The sequence below is a fragment of the Bacillus cereus group sp. MYBK101-2 genome (assembly GCF_051918845.1).
In the GTDB taxonomy this organism is placed as follows: domain Bacteria; phylum Bacillota; class Bacilli; order Bacillales; family Bacillaceae_G; genus Bacillus_A; species Bacillus_A paranthracis.
In genome coordinates this window covers 771,311-795,417 of record NZ_JBQAIE010000001.1, presented here as the reverse complement: position 1 = coordinate 795,417, position 24,107 = coordinate 771,311, and the positions used below count along the sequence as shown (strand labels likewise).

Below are 24,107 nucleotides of genomic sequence, written 5' to 3'. Positions count from 1 at the left end.
GTCGAATGGGGACGAATAAGCCTGTTGTAATTGGAATTGCTGGTGGTTCAGGGTCAGGTAAGACAAGTGTAACGAAAGCGATTTTTGACCATTTTAAAGGTCATTCCATTTTAATCTTAGAGCAAGATTATTATTACAAAGATCAAAGCCATTTACCAATGGAAGAGCGTTTAAAAACAAATTATGATCATCCATTAGCGTTTGATAATGATTTGTTAATTGAACATTTGCAGCAGTTGCTTGCATATAAACAAGTAGAGAAACCTGTATATGACTATACATTGCATACGCGTTCAGATGAAATTATTCCAGTTGAGCCGAAAGATGTAATCATTTTAGAAGGAATTCTTATTTTAGAAGACCCACGTCTTTGTGAGTTAATGGACATTAAGCTATTCGTTGATACAGATGCGGACCTTCGTATCCTGCGCCGCATGCAGCGTGATATTAAAGAACGCGGTCGTACGATGGATTCAGTTATTGATCAATATGTAAATGTTGTACGTCCAATGCACAATCAATTTATTGAGCCTTCTAAGAAGTTTGCGGATATTATTATCCCTGAAGGTGGACAAAACCACGTTGCAATTGATATTATGGTTACAAAAATTGCAACAATTCTTGAACAAAAAGTAAATTTGTAATAGCATAGTAAAAGATATACGATAGGAAGGGATTTTTTCCCTTCCTATCGAATACAATGAAACATGCAACCTCATCTATATATAGGTGAGGGCATATTTATATCAACTTTCCATACATATCTTCTTTATATAAAGAAGAATTGGAAATACGGGGTTGTATGTGACAACTCCGCTAGTACAGGCGTGCTAGAAACCTCCGCTCTCTATATAAGCGGAGGAGTTTTCATATGGAACTCCTCTTTTTTTCGGGGGATTGGTATATAAAAGGAGTGGAAAATATGGCAACAGAAAAAACATACCCTATGACGCAAGAGGGTAAGCAAAAACTAGAGAACGAACTTGAGGATTTAAAAACGGTAAAACGTAAAGAGGTTGTAGAGCGCATTAAGATTGCACGTAGCTTCGGAGATCTTTCTGAGAACTCTGAGTATGATGCAGCGAAAGATGAGCAAGCGTTCGTAGAAGGACGTATTACACAATTAGAAAACATGATCCGTAACGCAGTTATCATCACAGATAATGGCGAAGAATCTACTGTTGTTACATTAGGTAAGACAGTAACATTTAAAGAATTACCAGATGGAGATGAAGAAGCTTACACAATCGTAGGTAGCGCAGAAGCAGACCCATTTGAAGGAAGAATTTCTAACGATTCTCCAATCGCAAAAAGCTTATTAGGTAAGCAAATTGGCGAAAAGGTAGCAATCCAAACTCCAGGTGGAGAAATGCAAGTAGAGATTATCTCTGTAAAATAAAAAAAAGATTCTCCTATCGGGAGAATCTTTTTTTTCTGTAGAATTTTATGTAACCTTTAGAGTGATTCGACAAAAAATGTCAAAAAAATACTTTAAACTTTGATATCATAATTAGAGACTATAGGTTTTAAAAGGGAAAAGGGGCTAATTATGAAACATAAAATCTTTACGGGATTAGTTTGTAGTATATCCATATTAGGACTTGCTGCATGCGGAACGAATGAGGAAACTACATCATCAAAGGGAGAAAAGGTAAAGCAAGAAGAAAAAAAGGATATTAAAGCAACTGAGGGTTCAAAAACCTTAGAAACTCCGCAAGGTAAAAAGGAATTTAATGATTTTGATGTAGCGTATCAATTAGCTATTGTGATGAAAATATTTCAAGATGTAACGATTAAGTACGATTATGCGATTGGGAATCCAGATTATTTATTGCGAGATTCTATGGATCAAAAAACAATAGATGATATGAAGAATATGTTACAAGAACAGGCGAAGAATAATGATAAGATTTTAAAAGATGAAGTGAATCAAGCGTATACATATTTAAAACAATCAAAAGTAAGTAATAAAGATGATATTCAAAAAATAATAGATGCACAAAATAATTATTTACATATTGTAGATAAAATGATTACTTGTATTGATTCTGTAACAGTTGAGAATGCAAAAGAAAAAAGAAATGAAATGGATAATTTCAGTAAGGAATATTTAAAAGTAGCTGCTAATGTAACAACTACTGTAATTGAAGTTGCTAAAAACACTGGAGTGAATGAAACTGAATTTAGATCGCTTCTTATGAAATTTTTAGAAAAACCAAAGAAACAATAATAGCTTTATATAATATCTATTTTTATTTCGGAGCTTGTATAAATAAAATAGTACCTCGTCTAAACTACAATAGACGAGGTGTTTTTTTATGAAAATAAAACGGAGAATTACAATTGTTTTAATTTGTTTTATATGTGTCATGTTTATATTACTTTGTCGTTTAATTCAAATACAAATTATCGATACGGAATCATTTACGGATCGTAAGATTAACTTAATTGAAAAAAGTGTTACACAACGGACGCAATCCATTACGGTAGATGATGGACGCGGCCATTTTATAGATCGTAATGGTAAGGAGATAGGTGAGAAAAAGTATCCTGTTTTAATTGTTTTTCCATTTCTACAATTAAAAAATAACATGTTGGAGAAAATTGCGCATATCATTGGTATGTCGAGACAAGAGATTGAAAGTCAAATGAAACATAAGAAAAGTGCATTTATCCTGCAAAGAGGAAATGAACCACTTCGCTTGGAACGAGAGCAGATGGAGAAGGTGAATCAATTAAATGTATTAGGCATTGTAGCAGCTGAAGTTCGTTTGCGACAAACTAGCATGATGAATCATTTAATTGGTGATGTGGGTGAGAATGAGCGAGAATTTCAAAAACGATACGGAGAAGTTAGAAAAATTTCAAAACAAACACCGATTGGCATTTCAGGATTGCAGCAATCATTTGATGAATTTCTTTTGACCGATGGAGAGGCAAAAGTATTGTATCAAGTGGATCGGCAAGGAGAACCGATTTTTGGAAAACAAGCGAAATATACATCGCCTGGAAATCCGTTTTATCCAGTGACGATTCAAACTACTTTACATAACGAGTTACAGAAAAAAGCAGAAGAAGTAGTTGAAGCAAGTGAAATTAAGAAGGGAGGAGTAGTGCTACTTGATGTAAAGAAAAATGAAATTTTAGCAATGGTTAGCAAACCAGCTGTACAGGTGAAAGATGAGAGTTTATATAAAACTACACTTGAAAATCAAATGTTAACACCACACTTTCCCGGTTCTGTTTTTAAAACAATCATTGCGGCGGCAGCGATTGATCAGAATGAAAATGTTTTTAATCGCGTATTTAATTGTAATAAAGATTTATATGGTGAAGATCACCCACAAGTTAGGATGGGGACACTTAGTTTTAAAGAGAGCTTTGCTAGAAGCTGTAACAGGACATTTTCAGAGTTAGGAAATGAGCTAATACAAAAGGATAAGATGGTGTTAGAAACTTATGTAGAGGCTTTAGGAGGCGCTGAGAAGGTTGGATGGAGAGGTTCTGTATTTCATACAACTCATTTTGAGCAAATGCCAGAGGAGAAAAGTGTTACGATTTGGGGGAGTGAAGGAAATAAGAATAGTAAAAAAGCGGTAGCGCAAACAGTAATTGGACAGAAAGATGTACGTATGTCACCTCTAGCGATTGCAAATATGATGGCGACGATTGCTAGAGGAGGAGAAAAGATGGAAGTGAAAGCTGTTGAAAAAATAATGTATAAAAATGGAACGGATTTTTATACATTTGAAGACCATACATTAGGTGGAAAACAGCTTTCATATGAAACAGTGAAAACATTACAAAAGTTATTAAGGAGCGTTGTAACAACGGAAAAAGGCACAGGATCAGCATTCAAGTCGTTACCACTAAGTGTCGCTGGAAAATCTGGGACAGCACAAACAGGAAAAGGAAAGAAAGAGAATCGATGGTTTGCAGGTTATTTTCCATATGAAAATCCAAGGTATGCTTTAGTTGTCGTGGATATAGAAACGAATAGCGATGTAAATAAAGTTACACCTATTTTCAAATCTATCGTAGAATCAATCTATCGATTAGAGAATGAAAAGTAATCTTGCAATTCATAGTAAAATGTTTTCATTTCATGAAAATATTATTGTAAATGTTCAACCTTTCTAGATTTAATGTTACAATAGCAAGTATGAAAAACTGCATGGAGGTTTGAAGAATGGCAGGAGGATCTAGATTCCAACAGAAACAACAAAAACGTCGTCAAAACGGTGTTTTAAATATTGCAATCGCTATTGTACTAGTAGCAGTAGCTATTGTAGCATATCAATTGTTTGTTCCTGACACGAAAGAGCAAGCGTCTTCTAGCGATAAAAAGGTAGCTCAGCAAACAACGAAAGAGAATAAGTCTGAGAAAGCTAAAGGCAAAGAAGAGACGAAGAAGAATGAACAAGAGAAAACAGAGGCTAAGAAGAAAGAAGAAGAAGAGAAGCTAAAGGCTGAAGAAGAACAGAAAAAAGCTGAAGAAGAAGCGAAAGCTAACGAGAAAGTACCAGCTGAAAAAACACAGCCAAAGGCAACTGACGCTTATACGAAACCTTCTTGGAAGCCAGTAGGCACAGAGCAAGGTGCAACACCTGCGATGACGTTTAAAAAAGGTACAGCAGATTGGAATGAGATGAATCAAGCGATTTCAGCTGCAATTGACGTTCCAGTAGAGCAATTAATTATTCATCGAATCGGAAATAACGGTAAGAATAAAGCTTACGGTAACGTACAAGATAAACAAACAGGTAAAAGATATTATGTAAATATTGATTGGGTAGACAATGAAGGCTGGAAACCAGTACTTGTTCAAACTCTAAACTAAAAAAGAGAAGCTCCTAAGGAGCTTCTCTTTTTTAGTTAGCGTAATTTCTTTAATTTAAAATGAACAACCGCGCTATAATATGGTCTTTTACTTTCAGGATCCATAACCATTTGATGCGAGATGTGATGAACTTCAAGCATAAGTGCTTTATTATTATCGATTTGTTCACTGATTTTACGTTCTAAAGAAGCTAAGTCTCCCGCTTCAAAAAATTCTACTTTATCTTCTAACATTTCAAAGGTAAATGACATGAAGACGGCCCCTCTCCTATGTAATCAACTATAGTGTAACAAAGAAAAGAAGGAAATACCATGTACATTTCAATTGACATTTTTAGAAAGAGGGAATATCATACTGATAAAACCGATAAGAAAAAGGGGAATTTTTATGGGTACAGAATTTAATGGTTTATTTGATGAGTGGGCTCATACGTACGACTCATTTGTACAAGGCGAAGATATACAATATAAAGAAGTTTTCGCCCATTATGAGGACATTCTAGAGGATGTAGTTAACAAGTCATTTGGTAACGTATTAGAATTTGGTGTCGGTACAGGTAATTTAACAAATAAATTATTACTTGCTGGCCGCACAGTTTACGGTATAGAACCGTCACGTGAAATGCGCATGATTGCAAAAGAGAAATTGCCAAAAGAGTTTTCCATTACAGAAGGTGATTTTCTTTCGTTTGAAGTCCCGAATTCCATTGATACCATAGTAAGCACCTATGCATTTCATCATTTAACAGATGATGAAAAAAATGTAGCGATTGCGAAGTATAGTCAATTGCTAAACAAAGGTGGTAAAATAGTGTTTGCTGATACGATATTTGCAGATCAAGATGCATATGATAAAACTGTTGAAGCAGCAAAACAAAGAGGTTTTCATCAGTTAGCAAACGATTTGCAAACGGAATACTATACACGTATTCCAGTTATGCAGACTATTTTTGAAAACAATGGCTTCCATGTAACGTTTACGAGATTAAATCATTTCGTGTGGGTAATGGAGGCAACTAAGCAATAGAAAGAGGGATTAGATTGAGAATTGCTGTAATTGGAGCAATGGAAGAAGAAGTACGTATTTTACGTGATAAATTAGAACAAGCAGAAACAGAAACGGTTGCGGGTTGTGAATTTACGAAAGGGCAATTAGCAGGACATGAAGTAATCTTGTTAAAGTCTGGTATTGGTAAAGTAAACGCAGCGATGTCAACGACAATTTTATTAGAAAGATATAAGCCTGAAAAAGTCATTAATACTGGTTCAGCTGGTGGCTTCCATCATTCTCTAAATGTTGGGGATGTCGTTATTTCAACAGAAGTTCGTCACCATGACGTAGATGTAACAGCATTTAACTATGAGTATGGGCAAGTACCAGGGATGCCGCCTGGATTTAAAGCTGATGAAGCATTAGTTGCATTAGCTGAAAAATGTATGCAGGCAGAAGAAAATATTCAAGTTGTAAAAGGTATGATTGCAACAGGTGATTCATTTATGAGTGATCCGAACCGAGTTGCAGCAATTCGTGATAAATTTGAAAACCTTTATGCAGTAGAAATGGAAGCAGCAGCTGTTGCACAAGTATGCCACCAATATGAAGTTCCGTTTGTTATCATTCGTGCACTTTCTGATATTGCTGGTAAAGAATCAAATGTTTCATTTGATCAATTTTTAGATCAAGCAGCTCTTCATTCTACAAACTTTATCGTAAAAGTACTAGAAGAGTTAAAGTAATGTAACAAAAAGGCAACTGTCTCATATAAAGAAAATACATACAGTTGCCTTTTCTTTATTGGCAAATAAGGGGGAGAACACGATGAATGTATATCGTGGAGTTCATGAGTTAATTGGTCATACACCAATTGTGGAAATTACTCGTTTTTCACTTCCAGAAGGGGTCCGTTTATTTGCAAAGCTTGAATTTTATAACCCAGGCGGAAGTGTTAAGGACCGATTAGGAAGAGAATTAATCGAAGATGCGCTAGAAAAAGGGCTTGTTACAGAGGGCGGAACAATTATTGAACCGACAGCTGGAAATACTGGTATTGGACTGGCACTCGCAGCGTTACAACATGATTTACACGTTATGGTTTGTGTACCAGAGAAATTTAGCATTGAAAAACAAGAATTAATGAAAGCACTAGGCGCAACGGTCGTGCATACGCCGACTGAGCAAGGAATGACCGGTGCAATTGCAAAAGCAAAAGAGTTAGTAAATGAGATACCGAATTCATACTCTCCAAGTCAGTTCGCAAATGAGGCAAATCCTCGTGCATATTTTAAAACATTAGGACCTGAACTGTGGGACGCATTGAATGGAGAGATTAACATATTTGTTGCTGGAGCAGGAACTGGCGGTACGTTTATGGGGACTGCATCTTACTTGAAAGAAAAAAATGTAGATATAAAAACGGTTATTGTGGAACCAGAAGGATCTATTTTAAATGGTGGTAAGGCTGGTTCACATGAGACCGAAGGAATTGGACTGGAATTTATCCCGCCATTTTTGAAGACATCTTATTTTGATGAAATTCATACGATTTCTGATCGAAATGCATTTTTACGAGTGAAAGAATTAGCGCAAAAAGAAGGACTTCTTGTTGGGAGCTCTTCAGGAGCAGCATTTCATGCAAGTTTACTTGAAGCAGAGAAAGCGGCGCCAGGTACAAATATTGTAACGATTTTTCCTGATAGTAGTGAGCGCTATTTAAGTAAAGACATATACAAAGGATGGGAATAAAAAATGAGAGCAAAGACAAAGTTAATTCATGGTATTCGCATAGGAGAACCTTCAACTGGATCTGTAAATGTACCGATTTATCAAACGAGTACGTACAAACAAGAAGCAGTTGGTAAGCATCAAGGATATGAATATTCACGTACAGGAAACCCAACACGTGCAGCTTTAGAAGAAATGATTGCGGTATTAGAAAACGGCCATGCTGGTTTCGCATTTGGTTCAGGAATGGCGGCTATTACAGCTACAATTATGTTGTTCTCAAAAGGTGACCACGTTATTTTAACAGATGATGTGTATGGCGGAACGTACCGCGTGATTACGAAAGTGTTAAACCGCTTCGGTATTGAGCATACATTTGTAGATACAACAAACTTAGAGGACGTTGAAAAAGCGATTCGTCCAAATACGAAAGCGATTTATGTAGAAACACCAACGAATCCGTTACTAAAAATTACTGATATTAAAAAAATATCTACTCTTGCTAAAGAGAAAGATTTATTAACAATTATTGATAACACATTCATGACGCCATATTGGCAGTCGCCGATTTCTTTAGGAGCAGACATTGTACTTCATAGTGCAACGAAATATTTAGGAGGTCATAGTGACGTAGTTGCAGGTCTAGTAGTTGTAAATAGCCCGCAATTAGCAGAAGACCTTCACTTTGTACAAAACTCAACAGGTGGCATTCTTGGCCCACAAGATAGTTTCTTACTACTTCGTGGTTTAAAAACATTAGGAATTCGAATGGAAGAGCATGAAACGAATTCACGCGCAATTGCTGAGTTTTTAAATAACCACCCAAAAGTAAATAAAGTATATTACCCAGGCCTTGAGTCACATCAAAACCATGAACTGGCAACAGAACAGGCAAATGGATTTGGTGCTATTATCTCATTTGATGTAGATAGCGAAGAAACATTAAATAAAGTACTTGAGAGATTACAATACTTTACGCTGGCTGAAAGTTTAGGAGCAGTAGAAAGTTTAATTTCTATCCCCTCTCAAATGACGCATGCATCAATTCCAGCAGATCGTCGTAAAGAATTAGGAATTACAGATACATTAATTCGAATTTCTGTCGGTATTGAAGACGGAGAAGATTTAATTGAAGATTTAGCACAAGCGTTAGCATAGTAAAAATGCACTGCTAGTATAGGCAGTGCATTTTTACTATATTAATTTGTGAAATATTTCACAAATTAGACAAACACAAATAAAATAAATTCATGTATATTAAGTTCATGTATATTAAGTTCATGAAGTGTTACTCACGAACAAACTTGTGAAATATTTCACAAACAATGAGGTTCATGTAGGAAAGCAATTCTATTTTTTTGCGCTAATCGGGACTGATTATGACCTATAGGGTCTTATTTAGTCCAAGATAGCAGAATAGGAGGAATTTACATGGTAGTCAAAGAGAAAGTTGTAAATGAAATGCAGGAAGTAAAAGAGATGATTGATACGTTAGTGAATAACGGTCAGAGAGCTTTACAAGCATTAGAAAGTTTTACACAAGAGCAAATTGACAACATTGTTCATGAAATGGCATTAGCAGGTGTTGATCAACATATGCCGCTTGCGAAGTTGGCTGTTGAAGAAACAGGTCGTGGTGTATACGAAGATAAATGTATTAAAAATATTTTTGCTACTGAATATATTTGGCATAGCATAAAGAAAGATAAAACAGTAGGGATTATTCACGAAGATCCTCATGAAGAAATAATAGAAATTGCGGAGCCTGTCGGTGTAGTAGCTGGGGTAACACCAGTAACGAATCCAACATCGACAACAATGTTTAAAGCATTAATCGCGATAAAAACGAGAAATCCAATTATTTTCGCATTTCATCCTTCAGCACAAAACTGTTCTATTGCAGCCGCGAAAGCAGTATACGATGCAGCGGTGAAGGCGGGGGCACCAAAACATTGTATACAGTGGATTGAAAAGCCTTCTGTCGAAGCAACGAAACAATTAATGAACCATGAAGGTGTTGCGCTTGTTTTGGCAACTGGAGGGGCTGGTATGGTGAAATCAGCTTATTCTACTGGAAAACCAGCGCTAGGTGTAGGTCCTGGTAATGTACCATGTTATATAGAGAAATCAGCGCATATAAAACGAGCGGTTAATGATTTGATTTTATCTAAAACATTTGATAATGGTATGATTTGTGCATCAGAACAAGCGATTATTGTAGACAAGGAAATTTATGATGATGTGAAAACAGAAATGATTGCAAATGATTGTTATTTTGTAACCGAGGAAGAGAGAAGTAAATTAGAAAAGCTTGTTATTAATGAAAATACATGTGCAGTAAATAGTGATATTGTAGGGAAATCCGCACAGTATATTGCCGAATTAGTTGGAATTACTGTACCTAAAAATACAAAAATGCTTGTAGCTGAAATACAAGGCATCGGAGCCGCATATCCACTATCTCGTGAGAAGTTAAGTCCAGTATTAGCTTGTGTGAAAGCAAATTCATTAGAAGAAGGGTTTACATATTGTGAAGAAATGTTAAACCTCGGTGGTTTAGGACATTCAGCAGTTATCCATTCTGTAAATAAAGAAGTGCAAAAGCAATTTGGATTACGTATGAAAGCTTGCCGCCTTATTATAAATGCCCCTTCATCACAAGGTGGAATCGGTGACATATATAATGGATTTATTCCATCACTTACGCTTGGCTGCGGTTCCTACGGGAAAAACTCGGTTTCTCAAAACGTAACAGCGACGCACTTATTAAATATAAAAAGGTTGGCAAATAGAAAAAAGAATATGCAGTGGTTCAAATTACCACCAAAAATTTATTTTGAAAAACATGCGACATCATATTTAGCAAATATGCCTAACATTTCACGTGCGTTTATTGTAACGGATCCAGGAATGGTTGAGCACGGATATGTAGATACGGTTACGCATTATTTACGTAAACATGCAAATGATGTGAAAGTTGAAGTTTTCTTTGAGGTCGAGCCAGATCCGTCAGATGAAACTGTGTTTAAAGGTGCGGAAATGATGAGAAGTTTTCAGCCTGATGTCATTATCGCACTTGGTGGTGGTTCAGCGATGGATGCAGCGAAAGGGATGTGGCTTTTCTATGAGCACCCAGAAACAACATTCTATGGAATTAAACAGAAGTTTTTAGATATAAGAAAACGTACATGTAAATATCCGGAATTAGGAAGTAAGGCGCAGTTTGTTGCTATTCCAACAACATCTGGAACAGGATCAGAAGTGACACCATTTGCGGTTATTACAGATAAGAAAAATAATATAAAGTATCCACTTGCCGATTATGAATTAACGCCAGATGTAGCAATTGTTGATCCACAATTTGTAATGACAGTACCACCACATGTAACAGCAGACACTGGGATGGACGTATTAACGCATGCAATCGAGGCGTATGTGTCTGTTTTAGCAAATGACTATACAGATGGATTAGCATTAAAGGCCATTGATCTCGTATTTAAATATTTACCAAGAGCATTTAAAGATGGACATGATGAAGAAGCACGAGAAAAAATGCATAATGCTTCTGCAATTGCAGGAATGGCATTTGCAAATGCTTTTCTAGGTATTAATCACAGCTTAGCACATAAAATTGGACCAGAATTTCATATTCCACATGGGCGTGCGAATGCAATTCTTATGCCGCACGTAGTTCGCTATAATGCTATTAAGCCAAGAAAACACGCATTGTTCCCAAAATATGAGCACTTTGTAGCCGATGAACGCTATGCACATATTGCGAGAATGCTCGGGCTTCCAGCAAGTTCGACCGCAGAAGGTGTGGAATCACTTGTCAAAGCAATTATTGAGCTCGGAAAAAGTTTAAATATAAATATGAGTATTGCAGGACAAGGAGTTGCTAAAGACCAATTTGAAGAGGTTGTTGGATTATTGGCAGAAAGAGCTTTTGAAGATCAATGTACAACAGCTAATCCAAAATTACCTCTCATTTCAGAGTTAAAAGAAATTTATATGAAAGCATATAAAGGTGAGTAATGGTTATAAAAGAGTCGCCATAAAGCGGCTCTTTTTCTTTTGGAAAACATCTCCCAGAATGGCTGTATTTACTTGTCTTTCAGTTTAATAGAATATGATACAGTGAAATGGAGGAGTGAGAATATAATGAAGGAATTACAAGAAAAGATAGAAGATTATACTCGGTTCGGACAAATTCTTCTCGCTGTCAGTACATTGTTAATGGTTGGCTTATTGATTCCGACTGGAGCAAAAGAAACGATACAATTTTTTGTTATGATTGGGAGCATCGTTATATTTTTAAGTTTATCTTTCTTTTTCTTTCAGCGTGTGAAAGTGATGCGAGACAAGTTAGAGGGAAACGAATGCGAATAATATTGATAAATAGTGCGTTACAAAAAGAAGGAATCTTTTTTGTAACGCTTTTTGTTTTTTTTTTTTTTCTAGAAAATGTATGCGTTTTATATTGACAATGATAATCCTTATCAATTAAAGTAGAATGGTAGTTAATGATTATCATTATCAATTAGAGGTGGGAGAATGAAAAAATCTATTACGCTATTTACAGCGATTTTATCTATTTTTTTCTTATTAATAGGTTGCAGTGCAAAAGGAGACGAAAAAGCAGCGGCAACAAAAACAGAAAAAGGAAAAGAGAAAATAGAAGTTACCGACCTGTCAGGAAGAAAGGTAACATTCGATAAAGTGCCAGAGAGTTTTGCAACATTAAGTATGGGAGACATGAATATTATTCATGCTTTAGGCGGAAAAATAGTGGGTCGTCCGGATGCAAAAATAACTCTTCCAGAGGATATAAAGAAAGTACAAGTAATCGGGAATGCACATCAGCCGAATTTTGAGCAAATTGCTAGCTTAAAGCCCGATGTACTTATTGCTAATAATGGGTTCCAAAAGAATGTTCCAACGGTTGAAGGGCAAGGAACGAAAGTAATGATTTCTTCTGCGAATTCTGTACAAGATATTCTAAAGAATATTGAACTATACGGAGCGATAATGAAAAAAGAAGATAAAGCAAAAGAACTTAACCAAAAAATTACGAATCAAATGAAGACATATGAGAAAAAGAGTGATGTGAAAGCATTGCTAGTGTATGGAGCACCTGGTACTTATTTAGCAGCATTACCAACCTCTTTATCAGGTGATATTTTAGAAAAAACAGGTGGGAAAAATATTGCAGCTGATTTTCCAGAAATGAAGGAATATCCGCAATATGCACAGCTAAGTGTAGAACGCATTATTGAGGCGAATCCTGATGTGATTTATTTAATTACACATGGAGATCCAAATAGCGTTAAAAAAGCATTTGAAGGCGAAATGATGAAAAATGAAGCGTGGAAAAATTTAGATGCATTAAAACAAAATCGCGTAGTTATTTTGCCACCAGACTTGTTTGGATCAAATCCTGGAACAAAAGTTACAGAAGCGATGGACTTTATGTATAAAAGTATACAAGATGTAAGGAAATGATAAGTATGGAAAGTAGTGAAGTAGTAAGGGAAAAGGAACATCCTTTTGCGAAAAAAAGATGGATCATAGCAGTTACTTTAGTTGTATTAACGGTTTTATGTCTTTTTTACGGTCTTTTCGCAGGAAGCCTATCCTTTTCTTTACGAGATATTGTAACAGGGATACAAGATGAAGGTTCGACAGTTCATCGAATTGTATGGGACCTTCGTATACCGAGAGTGCTCGTTGGATTTATAGTAGGAACATGTTTAGCTGCATCTGGTGCACTGCTGCAAGGGGTGATGAGAAATCCTCTTGCAGACCCTGGTATTATCGGGGTGTCATCTGGAGCAGGCCTTGTCGCAATTGTAATTATGATTTTATTCCCTCAGCATATGGCGTTTTTACCACTCGGTGCGTTTTTAGGAGCTTTCATAACGGCGATGATCATTTATGCTTTATCATGGCAAAAAGGGGCACCACCTTCAAGAATTGTCTTAGTAGGTGTGTCAATTAATGCATTAATAGGTGCAGCGACGTCAGCATTAATGTTATTACATAGTGACAAAGTACAATCCGTGTTACCGTGGTTAGCGGGTGGTATTAGCGGTGTAAGTTGGGCGCATTTACATATGATTATTTATTATGCAATATTCGCTATTATATTGGCCTTCTTCGGTATCAAGCATATTCGAGTATTAATGCTTGGAGATGAAATGGCGAAATTATTAGGTCATAACGTGGAGAGAAGCCGTTTTTATTTAATAGTAGTAAGCACATTATTAGCTGGAATAGCAGTTAGTGTTTCTGGTCTTATTGGATTTGTCGGCCTTGTCGTACCACATATGTTACGTTTATTAGTTGGAAATGACTATAAATATTTACTGCCATTGTCATGCCTTGGCGGAGGGATATTACTTGTTTTCGCGGATGCGATAGCTCGAAGTTGGTTTGATCCAATTGAATTGCCTGTCGGTATTTTATTATCCTTCTTAGGCGGTCCGTTCTTCTTATATTTAATTCATAGAGGGGGAAAACAGCGTGATTTCCGTTAATAAAGTGTTTTACGCACATTCTGAAAGATTTCAAATGCAAAATATGAATGTACATATTAAAGCTGGAGAAGTCGTTAGTTTGATTGGACCGAATGGATCTGGGAAATCTACTTTGCTTCGTTTAATAGCAAGACTACTTAAACAAAGCGAAGGGGATATCGTTTTAGATGGAAAAAGTATTCATACGATGAAAAGTGCCGATGTAGCGAAGCAATTAGCGATGTTACCACAAATGCATGATCATCAATTAGATTTAACAGTGAAAGAATTAATCGAATTTGGAAGAGGCCCTCATAAGTCATGGAGAGGTCGCTTAAATAAAGAAGATGAAGAAATTGTTGATTGGGCATTGTCTGTTACAAATCTTAAAGGGTATGAATATCGTCTTTTACAATCTTTATCAGGAGGAGAAAGACAACGCGCTTGGATTGCAATGACGCTAGCACAACGTACGAACGTCTTATTATTGGATGAGCCAACAACTTTTTTAGATATCGTTCATCAGTTGGAAGTAATGGAACTTGTGAAACGACTAAACGAGGAATTTGGCATGACAATTATAATGGTTTTACATGATATTAACCAAGCAGCTCAATATAGTGATCGTTTACTCGTATTAAAGCGAGGGAAGCTTCAGTATGACGGTATACCAGAAGAAGTGTTATGTCATGAAATGTTTCAACATGTATTTGGCATAGATGTAGATATTTTTCAAGGAAGCGATAAGCCATTTTTTACACCGAAACGAATTTCTAAAAAAGGAGGAGCAAGATGCGAACAGAAGAATGTGTTACCACTGAGTTAGTAAGGGAATTTGTTATGGCAGCTCACGGAGATTTAGAAAAAGTACAAGAACTGTTGGCTGAATCGCCAAGTTTACTTCATGCCTCTTACAATTGGGGTGGATCAGATTGGGAAAGTGCGTTAGGAGCAGCGGCACATGTAGGGCGTAAAGATATTGCTCTTTACTTATTAGAAAAGGGTGCTCGAATGGATATTTTCGCGGCCGCTATGCTGGGGGAATTAGAAGTTGTACAAGCTATTTTAGTAGCACAACCAGAAGCATTACGTGCATATGGTCCACATGGTATTTCTCTTCTTCAACATGCACGAATGGGTGGAGAAAAAGCACAGCGTGTATTTGACTACTTAACGGTGCTTTCTTACTGACCGCCAAAGTTCTTATGTGCGGTAAACTTTTCACTTTTATATAATTGGAAAGTTTACCGCCCGTTAGAACGGGATAAGTATCTAGTGTATTTGAAAATCCTACACCCCCCTCAATTGTAGTTTTCTTTATGCTAGTTATGATATGGATGCAGTAGACAATATTTGTCTACTGCCTTTTTTAAATTCTTTTTAGATTGAATATTCTGTATTTTAATGTTAGTTCATTTATAATAGATAGTAACATTTAGTATGGATACAAGACGTGAGCGTGTAATTAAGTACAAGTTCGTGGGAAGGAGTGCAGAAATGTTTCATACAGATCGTTTACAAATTCGCAAATATACAATGGATGATTTACAGTTCTACGCTTCACTATGGGGAAATGAGAAGGTAATGCGCTATATCGGAAATGGGACGTTAAAAACATATATGCAGTGTAAAAAAAGTTTGGAGGAGTGGGTGATTCCTAGCTATAAAAACGGTCTCGGTTTATTTGTATTGATTGAAAAGGGAACGGGAATACGAATTGGTCATGCAGGATTAGTAAAGCAGCAAATAGATGGAAAAGAGGAAATTGAAATTGGTTATTGGTTATTACCTCAGTATTGGGGAAAAGGGTATGCGAAAGAAGCAGCGGCAGCATTTCGAGATTATGGCTTCCAAGCGTTACGAATGAATAAATTAATCTCTCTTATTAATCCGGATCACCCCGCCTCAATCTTTGTTGCTAGAAAAACGGGGCTTAGTTATGAGAAAACAACTTCATTTCATGGGATGGATGTTCTCGTTTATTCCATTAGACGCATTGGATGAAAAAAGGTTAATTGCATCTTTTGAAGAATGGTATATAAAAATAAAGGGGGGATTACATGTACATTTATCATAATGGACTTATTATTCGTGAGGGAACGAATGGTGTACCTGCATATGCAATTAAAACTTTATTCGAAGATGCCGGTTGGAGCAATGATAATATCCCTTCTTGGCAAATTGAAAAATTCACGATAGCATTTGAAAATTCAACATGGGCATTCACAATTTGGGATGAGGAAGAGATGATTGCGATGGTTAGAGTCATTTCTGATGGAATCATGGTCGCCAACATAGTAAATTTAGTTGTGAAATGTGAATATAGAGGGAAGGGATTAGGTAAGAAACTTGTTGCTCTTTGTTTGCAAAAATTGCCACATGGTGACTGGTTTGCGCATACTTCTGCGAGTAATTTTGATTTTTATAGAAGTTGTGGTTTTGAGGTGAGAGAGTTATCGAGAAATGGAACATGTGCGTACTATGGATATCAAATAGCCAAAAAAGAGGGGCACCGATAAGGAGAAAAAGTAGAACAGAAAAAGGCTTACTATTTTAATAATATAAACTGAACTAAGATTCATTTTATGATAAAATGAAAGAAAATTCTGTTTATTATTAGGGGGATAAAAATGAGTATAAAAGTTGGGGATGTATTTAAATATGAAAGAAGATTTACTGAGGAAGAGGTTTTTGAATTTGCAAATATTACAGGGGATAAAGGTAGGCATCATATGGAATATGATGAAAATGGACGTTTAATGGTTCATGGTTTATTGACTGCTAGTATTGGAACGAAAGTAGGCGAAGAATTACATTACATAGCAAGAGAATTAGTAAGTGAGTTTATTAGACCAGTTTTTACAGGAGATACAATCACTTGTGAATTAACTTTAACGAATGTTGAACAGATGGAAGGATACAAAAAGGTTTCAATCGAGTCAGTTTATCGTAATCAACACGAAAAGACTGTACTAGTTGGGACAAGCTATGGAGTTATAAGAGGATAAAAAGAAGCCTGATTTACAGGCTTCTTTTTTTAATAAACACGTTTTCGATTTTCTGCATGACTAGAGATGAGTAATAATGCAGTTTCTTCTCCTATATTACGAACAATATGAGGAACACATGCATTCCAGGAGAAAGAATCTCCTTCTTCTACAATTGCAACATCTTCTCCATGTTGAACTTCTAGTTTTCCGCGTAATACAAGGTGACATTCTTCTCCTTCATGGGCATTTGGTGTGTTTTCTTTCGGAAACCCAGCAGGAATTTCTACGAGATTGAGGCGAAGGCCACCTTGCTCTGCAACATGTTCGATTCTTTGTTCATCTTTTCCGTATACACTATATTTACGCTCTACCTTTTTGACAACTTTCAATCGATCTTTTTGTTCTAACAATAAATAGGGAAGAGGAACGTTTAAAAAATTGGAGATCGTTTCTAAAGTTGAGATAGATGGTGATGTTTTATTATTTTCAACCTGACTCATAAACCCTTTAGAAAGACCTGTTCCTTCACAAATTTGCGCGATTGTTATGCCTCTACGCTGACGAATTTCACGTATTGCAGAACCAATATTCATAAAATCAAGCTCCTTTTTATAAACAACTATTTGTATCATAGCAAAAAAAATATATATTTTCCCAGTGAAAATGAATTGACGAATAAAAAAAATTAGTGTATGTTTTGTAATGTAAATAAAAGTTTTGTATAAGAAAACTATAAAGGAGAGAAAGAAATGAATCAACATATTGGTAACTTAATTATTCGTATCGTGTTAGGGGTAACGTTCTTTATGCACGGTTTAACAAAATTCCAATCGGGGATTGACAATATTGCAGGATGGTTCACAAGCATTGGTTTACCAGGAGGACTTGCATACGGTGTAGCAACAGTTGAATTAGTTGGCGGTCTATTATTAATTCTAGGTTTAGGTGTAAGATATATTGGATTATTATTTGCACTAGTTATGGTTGGAGCAATTGTAAAAGTAAAATGGTCAGCTGGTTTATTAGGAGATGGAAAAAATCCTGGCTTCGAATTAGAGCTTGCATTGTTAGCAATGGGTGCGTACTTATTTGTTGCGAAAGCGGATGGTTTTGTAGATAATTTCTTAAAAGAGAAAATGTCAAAGAAGAACTAATTTACATGGGAGGCTAACAAGATGAGTTTTCAACTTCATCCCGATACAACACTTGATGTTGTTCATTTATATGTATCAAATATAAAGAAATCACTAGAGTTTTATACAGAAGTACTAAGTATGAAAGTACTAAAAGAAGATGAAATGGTCGTTACATTTGGGAATGAAAATAACGAACCACTCCTGATCATTGAAGAAAAGAAGGAAGCCTTACCAAAGCAAAGAGGGAGAACGGGTTTATATCATTACGCAATTTTATTACCGAGCAGACAGGATTTAGCGAATATCCTTCGTCATCTTGTAGAAATGGTTTATCCACTGCACGGCGGAGCTGACCATTACTTTAGTGAGGCCCTTTATTTAGCTGATCCAGATGGAAACGGGATTGAAATTTATCATGATCGTCAAAAAGAAGTTTGGCGTGATGAGAATGGAGAGCTACCATTTGTTAGTAACCCGTTAGCTGGTGAAGAATTATTGCAACAAGGAAGTACATGGAACGGATTTCCAGCTGGTACTGTGATGGGACATATTCATTTCCATGTAGCTGATTTGGAAGAAGCGAAACGTTTCTATGTGGATGGTCTTGGCTTTGAAGTAACGATCCCAGCTCGTAATGGGGCGCTCTTTGTATCGGCAGGTGGCTACCATCACCATATCGGTTTAAATACGTGGCAAGGTGAAGGAATACTACCGCAAATGCCAAATTCCGTTGGCTTGAAATATTTCACAATTGTATTAGCAAATGAAAAACAAAAAGAGCAAGTATGTGAAAGCTTAAAAAATATTGGCAAGATTGCTACGTACAAAGATGGAATATTACAAGTAGAGGATCCATTTGGACATTGTATCCATTTCAAAATAAAAGGAGAAGCCTAATAAAGGCTTCTCCTTTTTACTTTCTTATAATGGCTTTTTCATTTTGGACAAATAGTTCATCAAATTGCTTCGCAAGCTCAAAATCGAGTTTCGTTAAACCTTTTGCATTCCAAGATGACAAAGTAATAATGACTGCTTTATACTGGATAAGGATAAATGGGTGGTGATTATGTTCTTCTGATAGTTTGGCGGCTTCAGAGACAAATTCGACTCCTTTTAAGTAGTCGGAAAACATATATTTTCTTTCAATCCATTTTTCATCTTTTACTACCCATTTATCTAACTTCAATAATTCCTCTTGAACTTCTTTTTCAGTTAATCGTAGCATCATTTTTCACATCCTTTACTGGAAGTAGCGTAAGACCATTGTTAATAAGACGTGTTACAGCTTCATCCGTTGTGAAAGTAGAAAGTTGTTGTAATAATGCTGCTGATGTTTCATGCCCTTTGTTATGCTCTAAAAGCAATTCTAATATTTCAAGGCGAAGTAACCATTCTTTCGGATACAATTTATTTAATACTTCTTGAATTGCTATTAATTGCTCGATATGCGCGTCGTGTAAAATACCTTCATTTCGAATGTCACGAACGGTTTGATACATATGTTCAAGTTCATTCAGTACAAGTGGAGCAGGTATTTCTTGGATTTCTTCATCCATTGGGAAAAATGCTGCAGCATCTGCGGCACCTGGGAATACCGAAGTAATTGTTGAACCAACAGCCATATCAAATGAGCCCCATGAAGCATCAAATAAAACGCGGTCGTTATAAGTAACTGTGCAATTGATAAAGGAAATAAGCGCAATTTTTTTATCGTTTTTTACAATATCTGTTACTGTTCCTTTTACATGAATACCACTTGCAAAAGTAAACTCAGCAACATTTCCAATTGTAATTCCTAATGATTGTAATTGTTCATCTGTACAATTTTCTAATGCAATATTTTCAGTGAGTAATCCAATTGGTGTTCCAAACCCGTCACTGTGTACAGACGTAGAATGATTCGCTAGCTGTTTATTGTGAATTGCTAATGCTGTTGGCGAGCTCGTTCGCATATAAATCAATTCACCTGCATCGTTTTCAATTGTCTCGGTAAATGTACCTGTAATTTGTAAGCCGCTATTTAATTCAGCAGTTGCATGATTTTCAGAGCGAATTGCTTTTTCTAATCCTTCTTTACCACCTGTTTTAAAGGCCATCGTTTCAGAGAATTTCTCAAGTGCTTCTGTTAATTCTTCAAATGATTCACAAACAAATAGTTGTGGTTGCATTTTTGTTACGTCATAAGTTGTACTTGTACATGCCTCTATAGAGAATGGAACCTTTTCTACAGCGTCTGTTAAGCAATATTTGCTTTCGCCAACAGAAGAAAGGAGACCAGCACCATATATTTTTGGAGCATCTATATTTCCAATTAATCCATATTCTACTGTCCACCAGAAAAGACGTGAAATTTGTTCCGCTTCTGATAAGCCAGAAACTAACTTTTGTTTTTCAAGTACATTATTCTCAGCAGCTGTAACTTCATCAGGAGTAGAAGTAGGGCTTTCTTTTACAATTGTTAATGTACGAACAGCTTCGAATGCATCATGTTCTTCTTTTGTTGAGAAAGCTTTTGCACCAATTTGTCCAAATCGTTTCACATATTTTGCATATGTAGGATCAAGTAAAATAGGTGCGTGTCCTGCTGCTTCGTGTACAATATCTGGAGCTGGTGTATACTCGATATTCTCTACCTTGCGAATATCTGTTGCGATTGGTAATAATCCGTGTCCTTGAAAATCGAAGAAGGCTACGCCAGGAATAAGCCCGTCAATCGTTACAGCACCCCAGCCGCTTGGTGCTAAACACTCATTCATTTCTTCTACCTTTGGAATTGCATCTATATTAATACCAGATGATTGTAATCCGTTCACATAGGCTGGATGAGCAACGTCTTTTAAGAAACTATGATTTTGTCTCATAATGTAACGCCACACAGCGTGATTCACCGGTGTGTATTGATCATAATGCTGTGTGGATACGAATGGTTTTAAATGCGATGGAATTTCTGTTTTCTTTGTCATTTAGACATCCTCCTTTTTTCTATAAAACTGTATATCGATTCTGTATAGCTTGTATCACCTCTCTTTAAATTGAAAGCGCTTATAAAAATTCTATCACAACATTCGGAATTGTTTAACAAATGTTTATATGAGAAATAGAAAAAGCCCCTATCGGAACATTGGATAGGGGCGAAAGAATCTTCGTATGACCTTATTTTACTTCTAAATCAACATTTAAATTAGTTGTATTTCCAGCTGCATCTGTTGCTACAATATGAATTGTGTTTTTTCCTTGTTGTAATTGATTACGATCGAAATAAATTTCATAGTTTTTCTCCCAAGTGTTTAGGAAGGCACTTTCCCATACGCCATTTCCGTTAATTTCATATTGCATTTTCACTGGAATACCAGGTGCAATCCAGCCAGATTCACTCATCCAATCTAGCAGAATATCATCAACGTTTCCTCTAATAACAAGATTTTCTTGATCAATTTCGTGTGTTAACTTAGGTGCTGTTCGGTCAATAAACACCGCTCCTGTTTGCTTTGTTTCTCCGCCAGAGTTAGAAGCAACAGCTTCGATTTGGTACAAGCCATCAGGTAACGGGGATCCATCAGTTTTTGTACCATTCCATTTGAAAGATTTATAACCAGGTGTTTCGTTTTTACCTTGATATACCGTGCCTTGATATGTCACGCGGTCTTTCGTAATTAAATTAGCATGAAAGGCTATGTCTTCAACTGGTGTAACTAAATAGTAATTGATTAAGTTGTCATCTAATATTTTGTCATTATTTGGGCTGAAAGTAGAATTAACGATTTCAAGACCATCAATACGCTTGTATTCTTTCGGATCGATGCTAAATGTAAATGGAATACGCATTTCTTCTTTTGTTCCTTGGTCTTTTACATACAGATTTCCTGTATATACGCCTTGTGGTAAGGAGCTATCTACAGTGATCGTAAAAGGTTTTTCGATGTTACTATTTGCTTTTAAACTAATTGAAGAAGGGAAAGAAGTCTGGATTTTTGTTTTTGTATCTAGTAATTCAATACGAGTTGAAAAGTTTTTCTTTTTGTTAGAAAGATTTTGTAACGTAATATTTTGTGTTAGTTTCACTTTGCCGCTATTTGGTTTAACAAGACCGAAACTTACGTTGTTCGGTTTCACTAACGCGTCCGTTTGAGCTGCTTTTGGAATGTTAATTAAACCAGATCCTTGTGCCATGACAGGATATGTATTTTCATTGACGTCCTTTAATGTTTTTGCAGTGTTGGCAAGAGCAGATTTCAATTGTTCTGTCGTCCAATCAGGATGCATCTGGCGCAGTAAGGCAACGGCTCCTGCTACTTGTGGCGCAGCCATACTTGTTCCGTTGTGAGATTCATAGCCACCTCGTGGTACTGTGCTTGTAATCTTTACTCCAGGTGCAATAACATCAGGCTTTATAAGCCAACTTCCTTGTGATGGTCCTCTTGAGCTGAAGTTACCAATCAGTTCGGTTTGGTTCGGTTGTCCAATTTTTATATTTTTCTTTCGTTTTGTAATTACATTTTTCAACTCTTCGCCATTTGTATTTGATAGTTGCATAACTGGAAGAGCTATATCTGCACGTTCGAAATATTCTGGCATAAGATCAATTTCTTTTTCATTAGAAATTAGTAGAACGCCGATAGCGCCAGCTTGTTTCGCTTGTTCTGCTTTTACTAATGTGCTTGAAGTTCCTTGTAAAACAAGGGCAAACTTTCCTTTCACATCTTGTTTCGCGTAATCGCTTGAATTACCGTAGCCAACATAGACAAGTTGGGCATCGTTTCCTACTTGGAAATCTGCTTTTGATAATGGTAAGCCTTGGTAAGATTTATTAGAACCAGCTACTTGGAATGTTGGGAATGGAATAGAAACAGTAGATGCACCAACAGAGATGACGCTACTTGCGTTACCAGGAGCATCAACAGACCAAGGTTTTGGTCCATCATTTCCATTTGAAACGACTGTAGTAACACCAAGTTTTGCTGCACGTTCTAACGTCATTGTTACAGGTTGATCAGGGACATTCAAATCTTGACCGAGAGATAGATTTAAAACATCTGCACCATCTTGAATAGCGCGCTCAATACCTTGAATAATATCATCGGTCGTACCAGTTCCGCCATCATTCATAACACGGTAAGCGAGTATAGAAGCGTTCGGAGCAATCCCTTTTATCTTTCCGTTACCAGCAATAATTCCAGCTACATGAGTACCGTGTACGTTACCATCCATTGGATCATCATCTTCATCCACTGTGTCGTATCCACCAATATAATTTGCCTTTAAGTCAGGATGTGTATAGTCTACGCCAGAATCGATAATCGCTACTTTCATACCTTTTCCATCAAGCGGTTTGCCAGATGGGTCTTTTAAATTCCATGCTTCAGTTGCACCAATTGTCGGTCCGCCGATATTTGGTGCCTCTTCATTAGTAGTGCTTTTTGATGTTTCATGTAATTTATATGTTAAGTTCGGGTAGACTGCTTTTACTTCGGGTAAAGAAGCAAGAGCGGTAATTTGATCTCCAGGAACTGAAATAGAGAATCCAGAAAATAACGTATTATACACTTCTTTAATTTTTGCACCAGGTGCTTTTTCTTTTATTTTCTTAGTCGTATCTTCTTGTGCTTTTTTAAGCTCGGTATGATAAGACTGTGCAAGATTATTTTGTAAATCTGGAGCATGCTGAATGTTACTTTGTGAAGCGAGTGGAGCATGTTGCAATTCTACAATGACAGAAATTTCTTTTGATGTTTTTGTTTCAACATTTTGCGCAATTTTGTTTTCTCCCCATTGTTCAATGTTCGCTTTTAACTGTGGACTAAATTGTTTCTCCTTTTGCAGCGATTCAGCATGTGCGCTTAAAGCTCCAAAACTGGAAAAGACGAGCGCCATACTTAATAGTGTAGATGTAGTTTTTTTCATTGAA

The 24,107-nt window shown here is 36.4% G+C and carries 25 protein-coding genes; 20 read left to right on the top strand and 5 right to left on the bottom strand.

Features of this window, described 5'->3' with window-relative positions:
* The first annotated feature begins 5 nt into the window (after positions 1-5).
* The 5 genes from udk (at position 6) to ACTFSI_RS04245 (ending at position 4,840) form a co-directional block, all read left to right on the top strand.
* On the top strand, positions 6-644 hold the full coding sequence (gene udk / locus ACTFSI_RS04265; protein WP_000537087.1) for a uridine kinase: 639 nt from the start codon (positions 6-8) through the stop codon (positions 642-644).
* A gap of 278 nt (positions 645-922) precedes the next feature.
* Positions 923-1,399 carry a transcription elongation factor GreA gene (greA, locus tag ACTFSI_RS04260; RefSeq protein ID WP_000179963.1) on the top strand — a complete coding sequence of 159 codons (477 nt, stop codon included), beginning with the start codon at positions 923-925 and terminating at the stop codon, positions 1,397-1,399.
* 150 nt (positions 1,400-1,549) lie between these two features.
* On the top strand, positions 1,550-2,230 hold the full coding sequence (locus ACTFSI_RS04255; protein ID WP_000680874.1) for a hypothetical protein: 681 nt from the start codon (positions 1,550-1,552) through the stop codon (positions 2,228-2,230).
* A gap of 88 nt (positions 2,231-2,318) precedes the next feature.
* A complete protein-coding gene (locus tag ACTFSI_RS04250) occupies positions 2,319-4,073 on the top strand; it encodes a peptidoglycan D,D-transpeptidase FtsI family protein (RefSeq protein ID WP_265152970.1) in 1,755 nt (584 codons plus the stop codon).
* A gap of 116 nt (positions 4,074-4,189) precedes the next feature.
* Positions 4,190-4,840 carry a YrrS family protein gene (locus ACTFSI_RS04245; protein WP_000897107.1) on the top strand — a complete coding sequence of 217 codons (651 nt, stop codon included), beginning with the start codon at positions 4,190-4,192 and terminating at the stop codon, positions 4,838-4,840.
* Positions 4,841-4,875: 35 nt separating this feature from the next.
* Here ACTFSI_RS04245 and ACTFSI_RS04240 read toward each other — a convergent pair whose 3' ends face one another.
* On the bottom strand, positions 4,876-5,091 hold the full coding sequence (locus ACTFSI_RS04240) for a YrzA family protein (protein ID WP_000010984.1): 216 nt from the start codon (positions 5,089-5,091) through the stop codon (positions 4,876-4,878).
* Between the two features lie 136 nt (positions 5,092-5,227).
* On the opposite strand from ACTFSI_RS04240, the gene ACTFSI_RS04235 reads away from it, so the two are divergent.
* The 13 genes from ACTFSI_RS04235 (at position 5,228) to ACTFSI_RS04175 (ending at position 17,084) form a co-directional block, all read left to right on the top strand.
* Complete coding sequence (locus tag ACTFSI_RS04235; protein ID WP_000536319.1) at positions 5,228-5,866, top strand: class I SAM-dependent methyltransferase; 639 nt, start codon at positions 5,228-5,230, stop codon at positions 5,864-5,866.
* A gap of 14 nt (positions 5,867-5,880) precedes the next feature.
* Complete coding sequence (gene mtnN, locus ACTFSI_RS04230) at positions 5,881-6,576, top strand: 5'-methylthioadenosine/S-adenosylhomocysteine nucleosidase (protein ID WP_001217039.1); 696 nt, start codon at positions 5,881-5,883, stop codon at positions 6,574-6,576.
* 82 nt (positions 6,577-6,658) lie between these two features.
* Positions 6,659-7,582 carry an O-acetylserine dependent cystathionine beta-synthase gene (locus ACTFSI_RS04225; RefSeq protein ID WP_001103858.1) on the top strand — a complete coding sequence of 308 codons (924 nt, stop codon included), beginning with the start codon at positions 6,659-6,661 and terminating at the stop codon, positions 7,580-7,582.
* Positions 7,583-7,585: 3 nt separating this feature from the next.
* Positions 7,586-8,719: a bifunctional cystathionine gamma-lyase/homocysteine desulfhydrase gene (locus ACTFSI_RS04220; RefSeq protein WP_265152966.1), complete on the top strand. Its 1,134-nt coding sequence runs from the start codon at positions 7,586-7,588 to the stop codon at positions 8,717-8,719.
* A 273-nt stretch (positions 8,720-8,992) separates the two neighbouring features.
* Entirely contained in the window at positions 8,993-11,596 is a 2,604-nt protein-coding gene (gene adhE, locus ACTFSI_RS04215) for a bifunctional acetaldehyde-CoA/alcohol dehydrogenase (protein ID WP_242260523.1), read from the top strand.
* Between the two features lie 126 nt (positions 11,597-11,722).
* Entirely contained in the window at positions 11,723-11,950 is a 228-nt protein-coding gene (locus ACTFSI_RS04210; RefSeq protein ID WP_000661447.1) for a YrhC family protein, read from the top strand.
* Between the two features lie 165 nt (positions 11,951-12,115).
* Entirely contained in the window at positions 12,116-13,063 is a 948-nt protein-coding gene (locus tag ACTFSI_RS04205) for a helical backbone metal receptor (protein WP_440045241.1), read from the top strand.
* A gap of 5 nt (positions 13,064-13,068) precedes the next feature.
* Complete coding sequence (locus ACTFSI_RS04200) at positions 13,069-14,097, top strand: FecCD family ABC transporter permease (RefSeq protein WP_044793758.1); 1,029 nt, start codon at positions 13,069-13,071, stop codon at positions 14,095-14,097.
* A complete protein-coding gene (locus ACTFSI_RS04195) occupies positions 14,084-14,902 on the top strand; it encodes an ABC transporter ATP-binding protein (protein WP_000626538.1) in 819 nt (272 codons plus the stop codon). The genes ACTFSI_RS04200 and ACTFSI_RS04195 overlap by 14 nt, the downstream gene beginning before the upstream one ends.
* On the top strand, positions 14,869-15,267 hold the full coding sequence (locus ACTFSI_RS04190; RefSeq protein WP_044793760.1) for an ankyrin repeat domain-containing protein: 399 nt from the start codon (positions 14,869-14,871) through the stop codon (positions 15,265-15,267). Before ACTFSI_RS04195 ends, ACTFSI_RS04190 begins: the two co-directional genes overlap by 34 nt.
* Before the next feature lie 249 nt (positions 15,268-15,516).
* Entirely contained in the window at positions 15,517-16,080 is a 564-nt protein-coding gene (locus tag ACTFSI_RS04185; protein WP_138321077.1) for a GNAT family N-acetyltransferase, read from the top strand.
* A 56-nt stretch (positions 16,081-16,136) separates the two neighbouring features.
* Complete coding sequence (locus ACTFSI_RS04180; protein WP_000276116.1) at positions 16,137-16,595, top strand: GNAT family N-acetyltransferase; 459 nt, start codon at positions 16,137-16,139, stop codon at positions 16,593-16,595.
* 111 nt (positions 16,596-16,706) lie between these two features.
* The gene (locus ACTFSI_RS04175; RefSeq protein ID WP_000025011.1) at positions 16,707-17,084 is read left to right on the top strand and encodes a MaoC/PaaZ C-terminal domain-containing protein; all 378 of its coding nucleotides are present in this window, start codon (positions 16,707-16,709) and stop codon (positions 17,082-17,084) included.
* 29 nt (positions 17,085-17,113) lie between these two features.
* Here the strand turns inward: ACTFSI_RS04175 and ACTFSI_RS04170 are convergent, their stop codons facing one another.
* On the bottom strand, positions 17,114-17,659 hold the full coding sequence (locus tag ACTFSI_RS04170) for a helix-turn-helix domain-containing protein (RefSeq protein ID WP_001020702.1): 546 nt from the start codon (positions 17,657-17,659) through the stop codon (positions 17,114-17,116).
* A gap of 156 nt (positions 17,660-17,815) precedes the next feature.
* On the opposite strand from ACTFSI_RS04170, the gene ACTFSI_RS04165 reads away from it, so the two are divergent.
* Together ACTFSI_RS04165 and ACTFSI_RS04160 are read left to right on the top strand one after the other, a co-directional pair.
* Entirely contained in the window at positions 17,816-18,220 is a 405-nt protein-coding gene (locus tag ACTFSI_RS04165) for a DoxX family protein (protein ID WP_001071557.1), read from the top strand.
* A 21-nt stretch (positions 18,221-18,241) separates the two neighbouring features.
* The gene (locus ACTFSI_RS04160) at positions 18,242-19,099 is read left to right on the top strand and encodes a VOC family protein (protein WP_000009825.1); all 858 of its coding nucleotides are present in this window, start codon (positions 18,242-18,244) and stop codon (positions 19,097-19,099) included.
* 16 nt (positions 19,100-19,115) lie between these two features.
* Here the strand turns inward: ACTFSI_RS04160 and ACTFSI_RS04155 are convergent, their stop codons facing one another.
* The 3 genes from ACTFSI_RS04155 to ACTFSI_RS04145 form a co-directional block, all read right to left on the bottom strand.
* On the bottom strand, positions 19,116-19,430 hold the full coding sequence (locus tag ACTFSI_RS04155; protein ID WP_044793763.1) for a 4a-hydroxytetrahydrobiopterin dehydratase: 315 nt from the start codon (positions 19,428-19,430) through the stop codon (positions 19,116-19,118).
* Positions 19,411-21,165 carry an aromatic amino acid hydroxylase gene (locus ACTFSI_RS04150; protein ID WP_000163206.1) on the bottom strand — a complete coding sequence of 585 codons (1,755 nt, stop codon included), beginning with the start codon at positions 21,163-21,165 and terminating at the stop codon, positions 19,411-19,413. The genes ACTFSI_RS04155 and ACTFSI_RS04150 overlap by 20 nt, the downstream gene beginning before the upstream one ends.
* A 190-nt stretch (positions 21,166-21,355) precedes the next feature.
* Positions 21,356-24,103: a S8 family serine peptidase gene (locus ACTFSI_RS04145; protein WP_000754139.1), complete on the bottom strand. Its 2,748-nt coding sequence runs from the start codon at positions 24,101-24,103 to the stop codon at positions 21,356-21,358.
* Positions 24,104-24,107 lie beyond the last annotated feature (4 nt).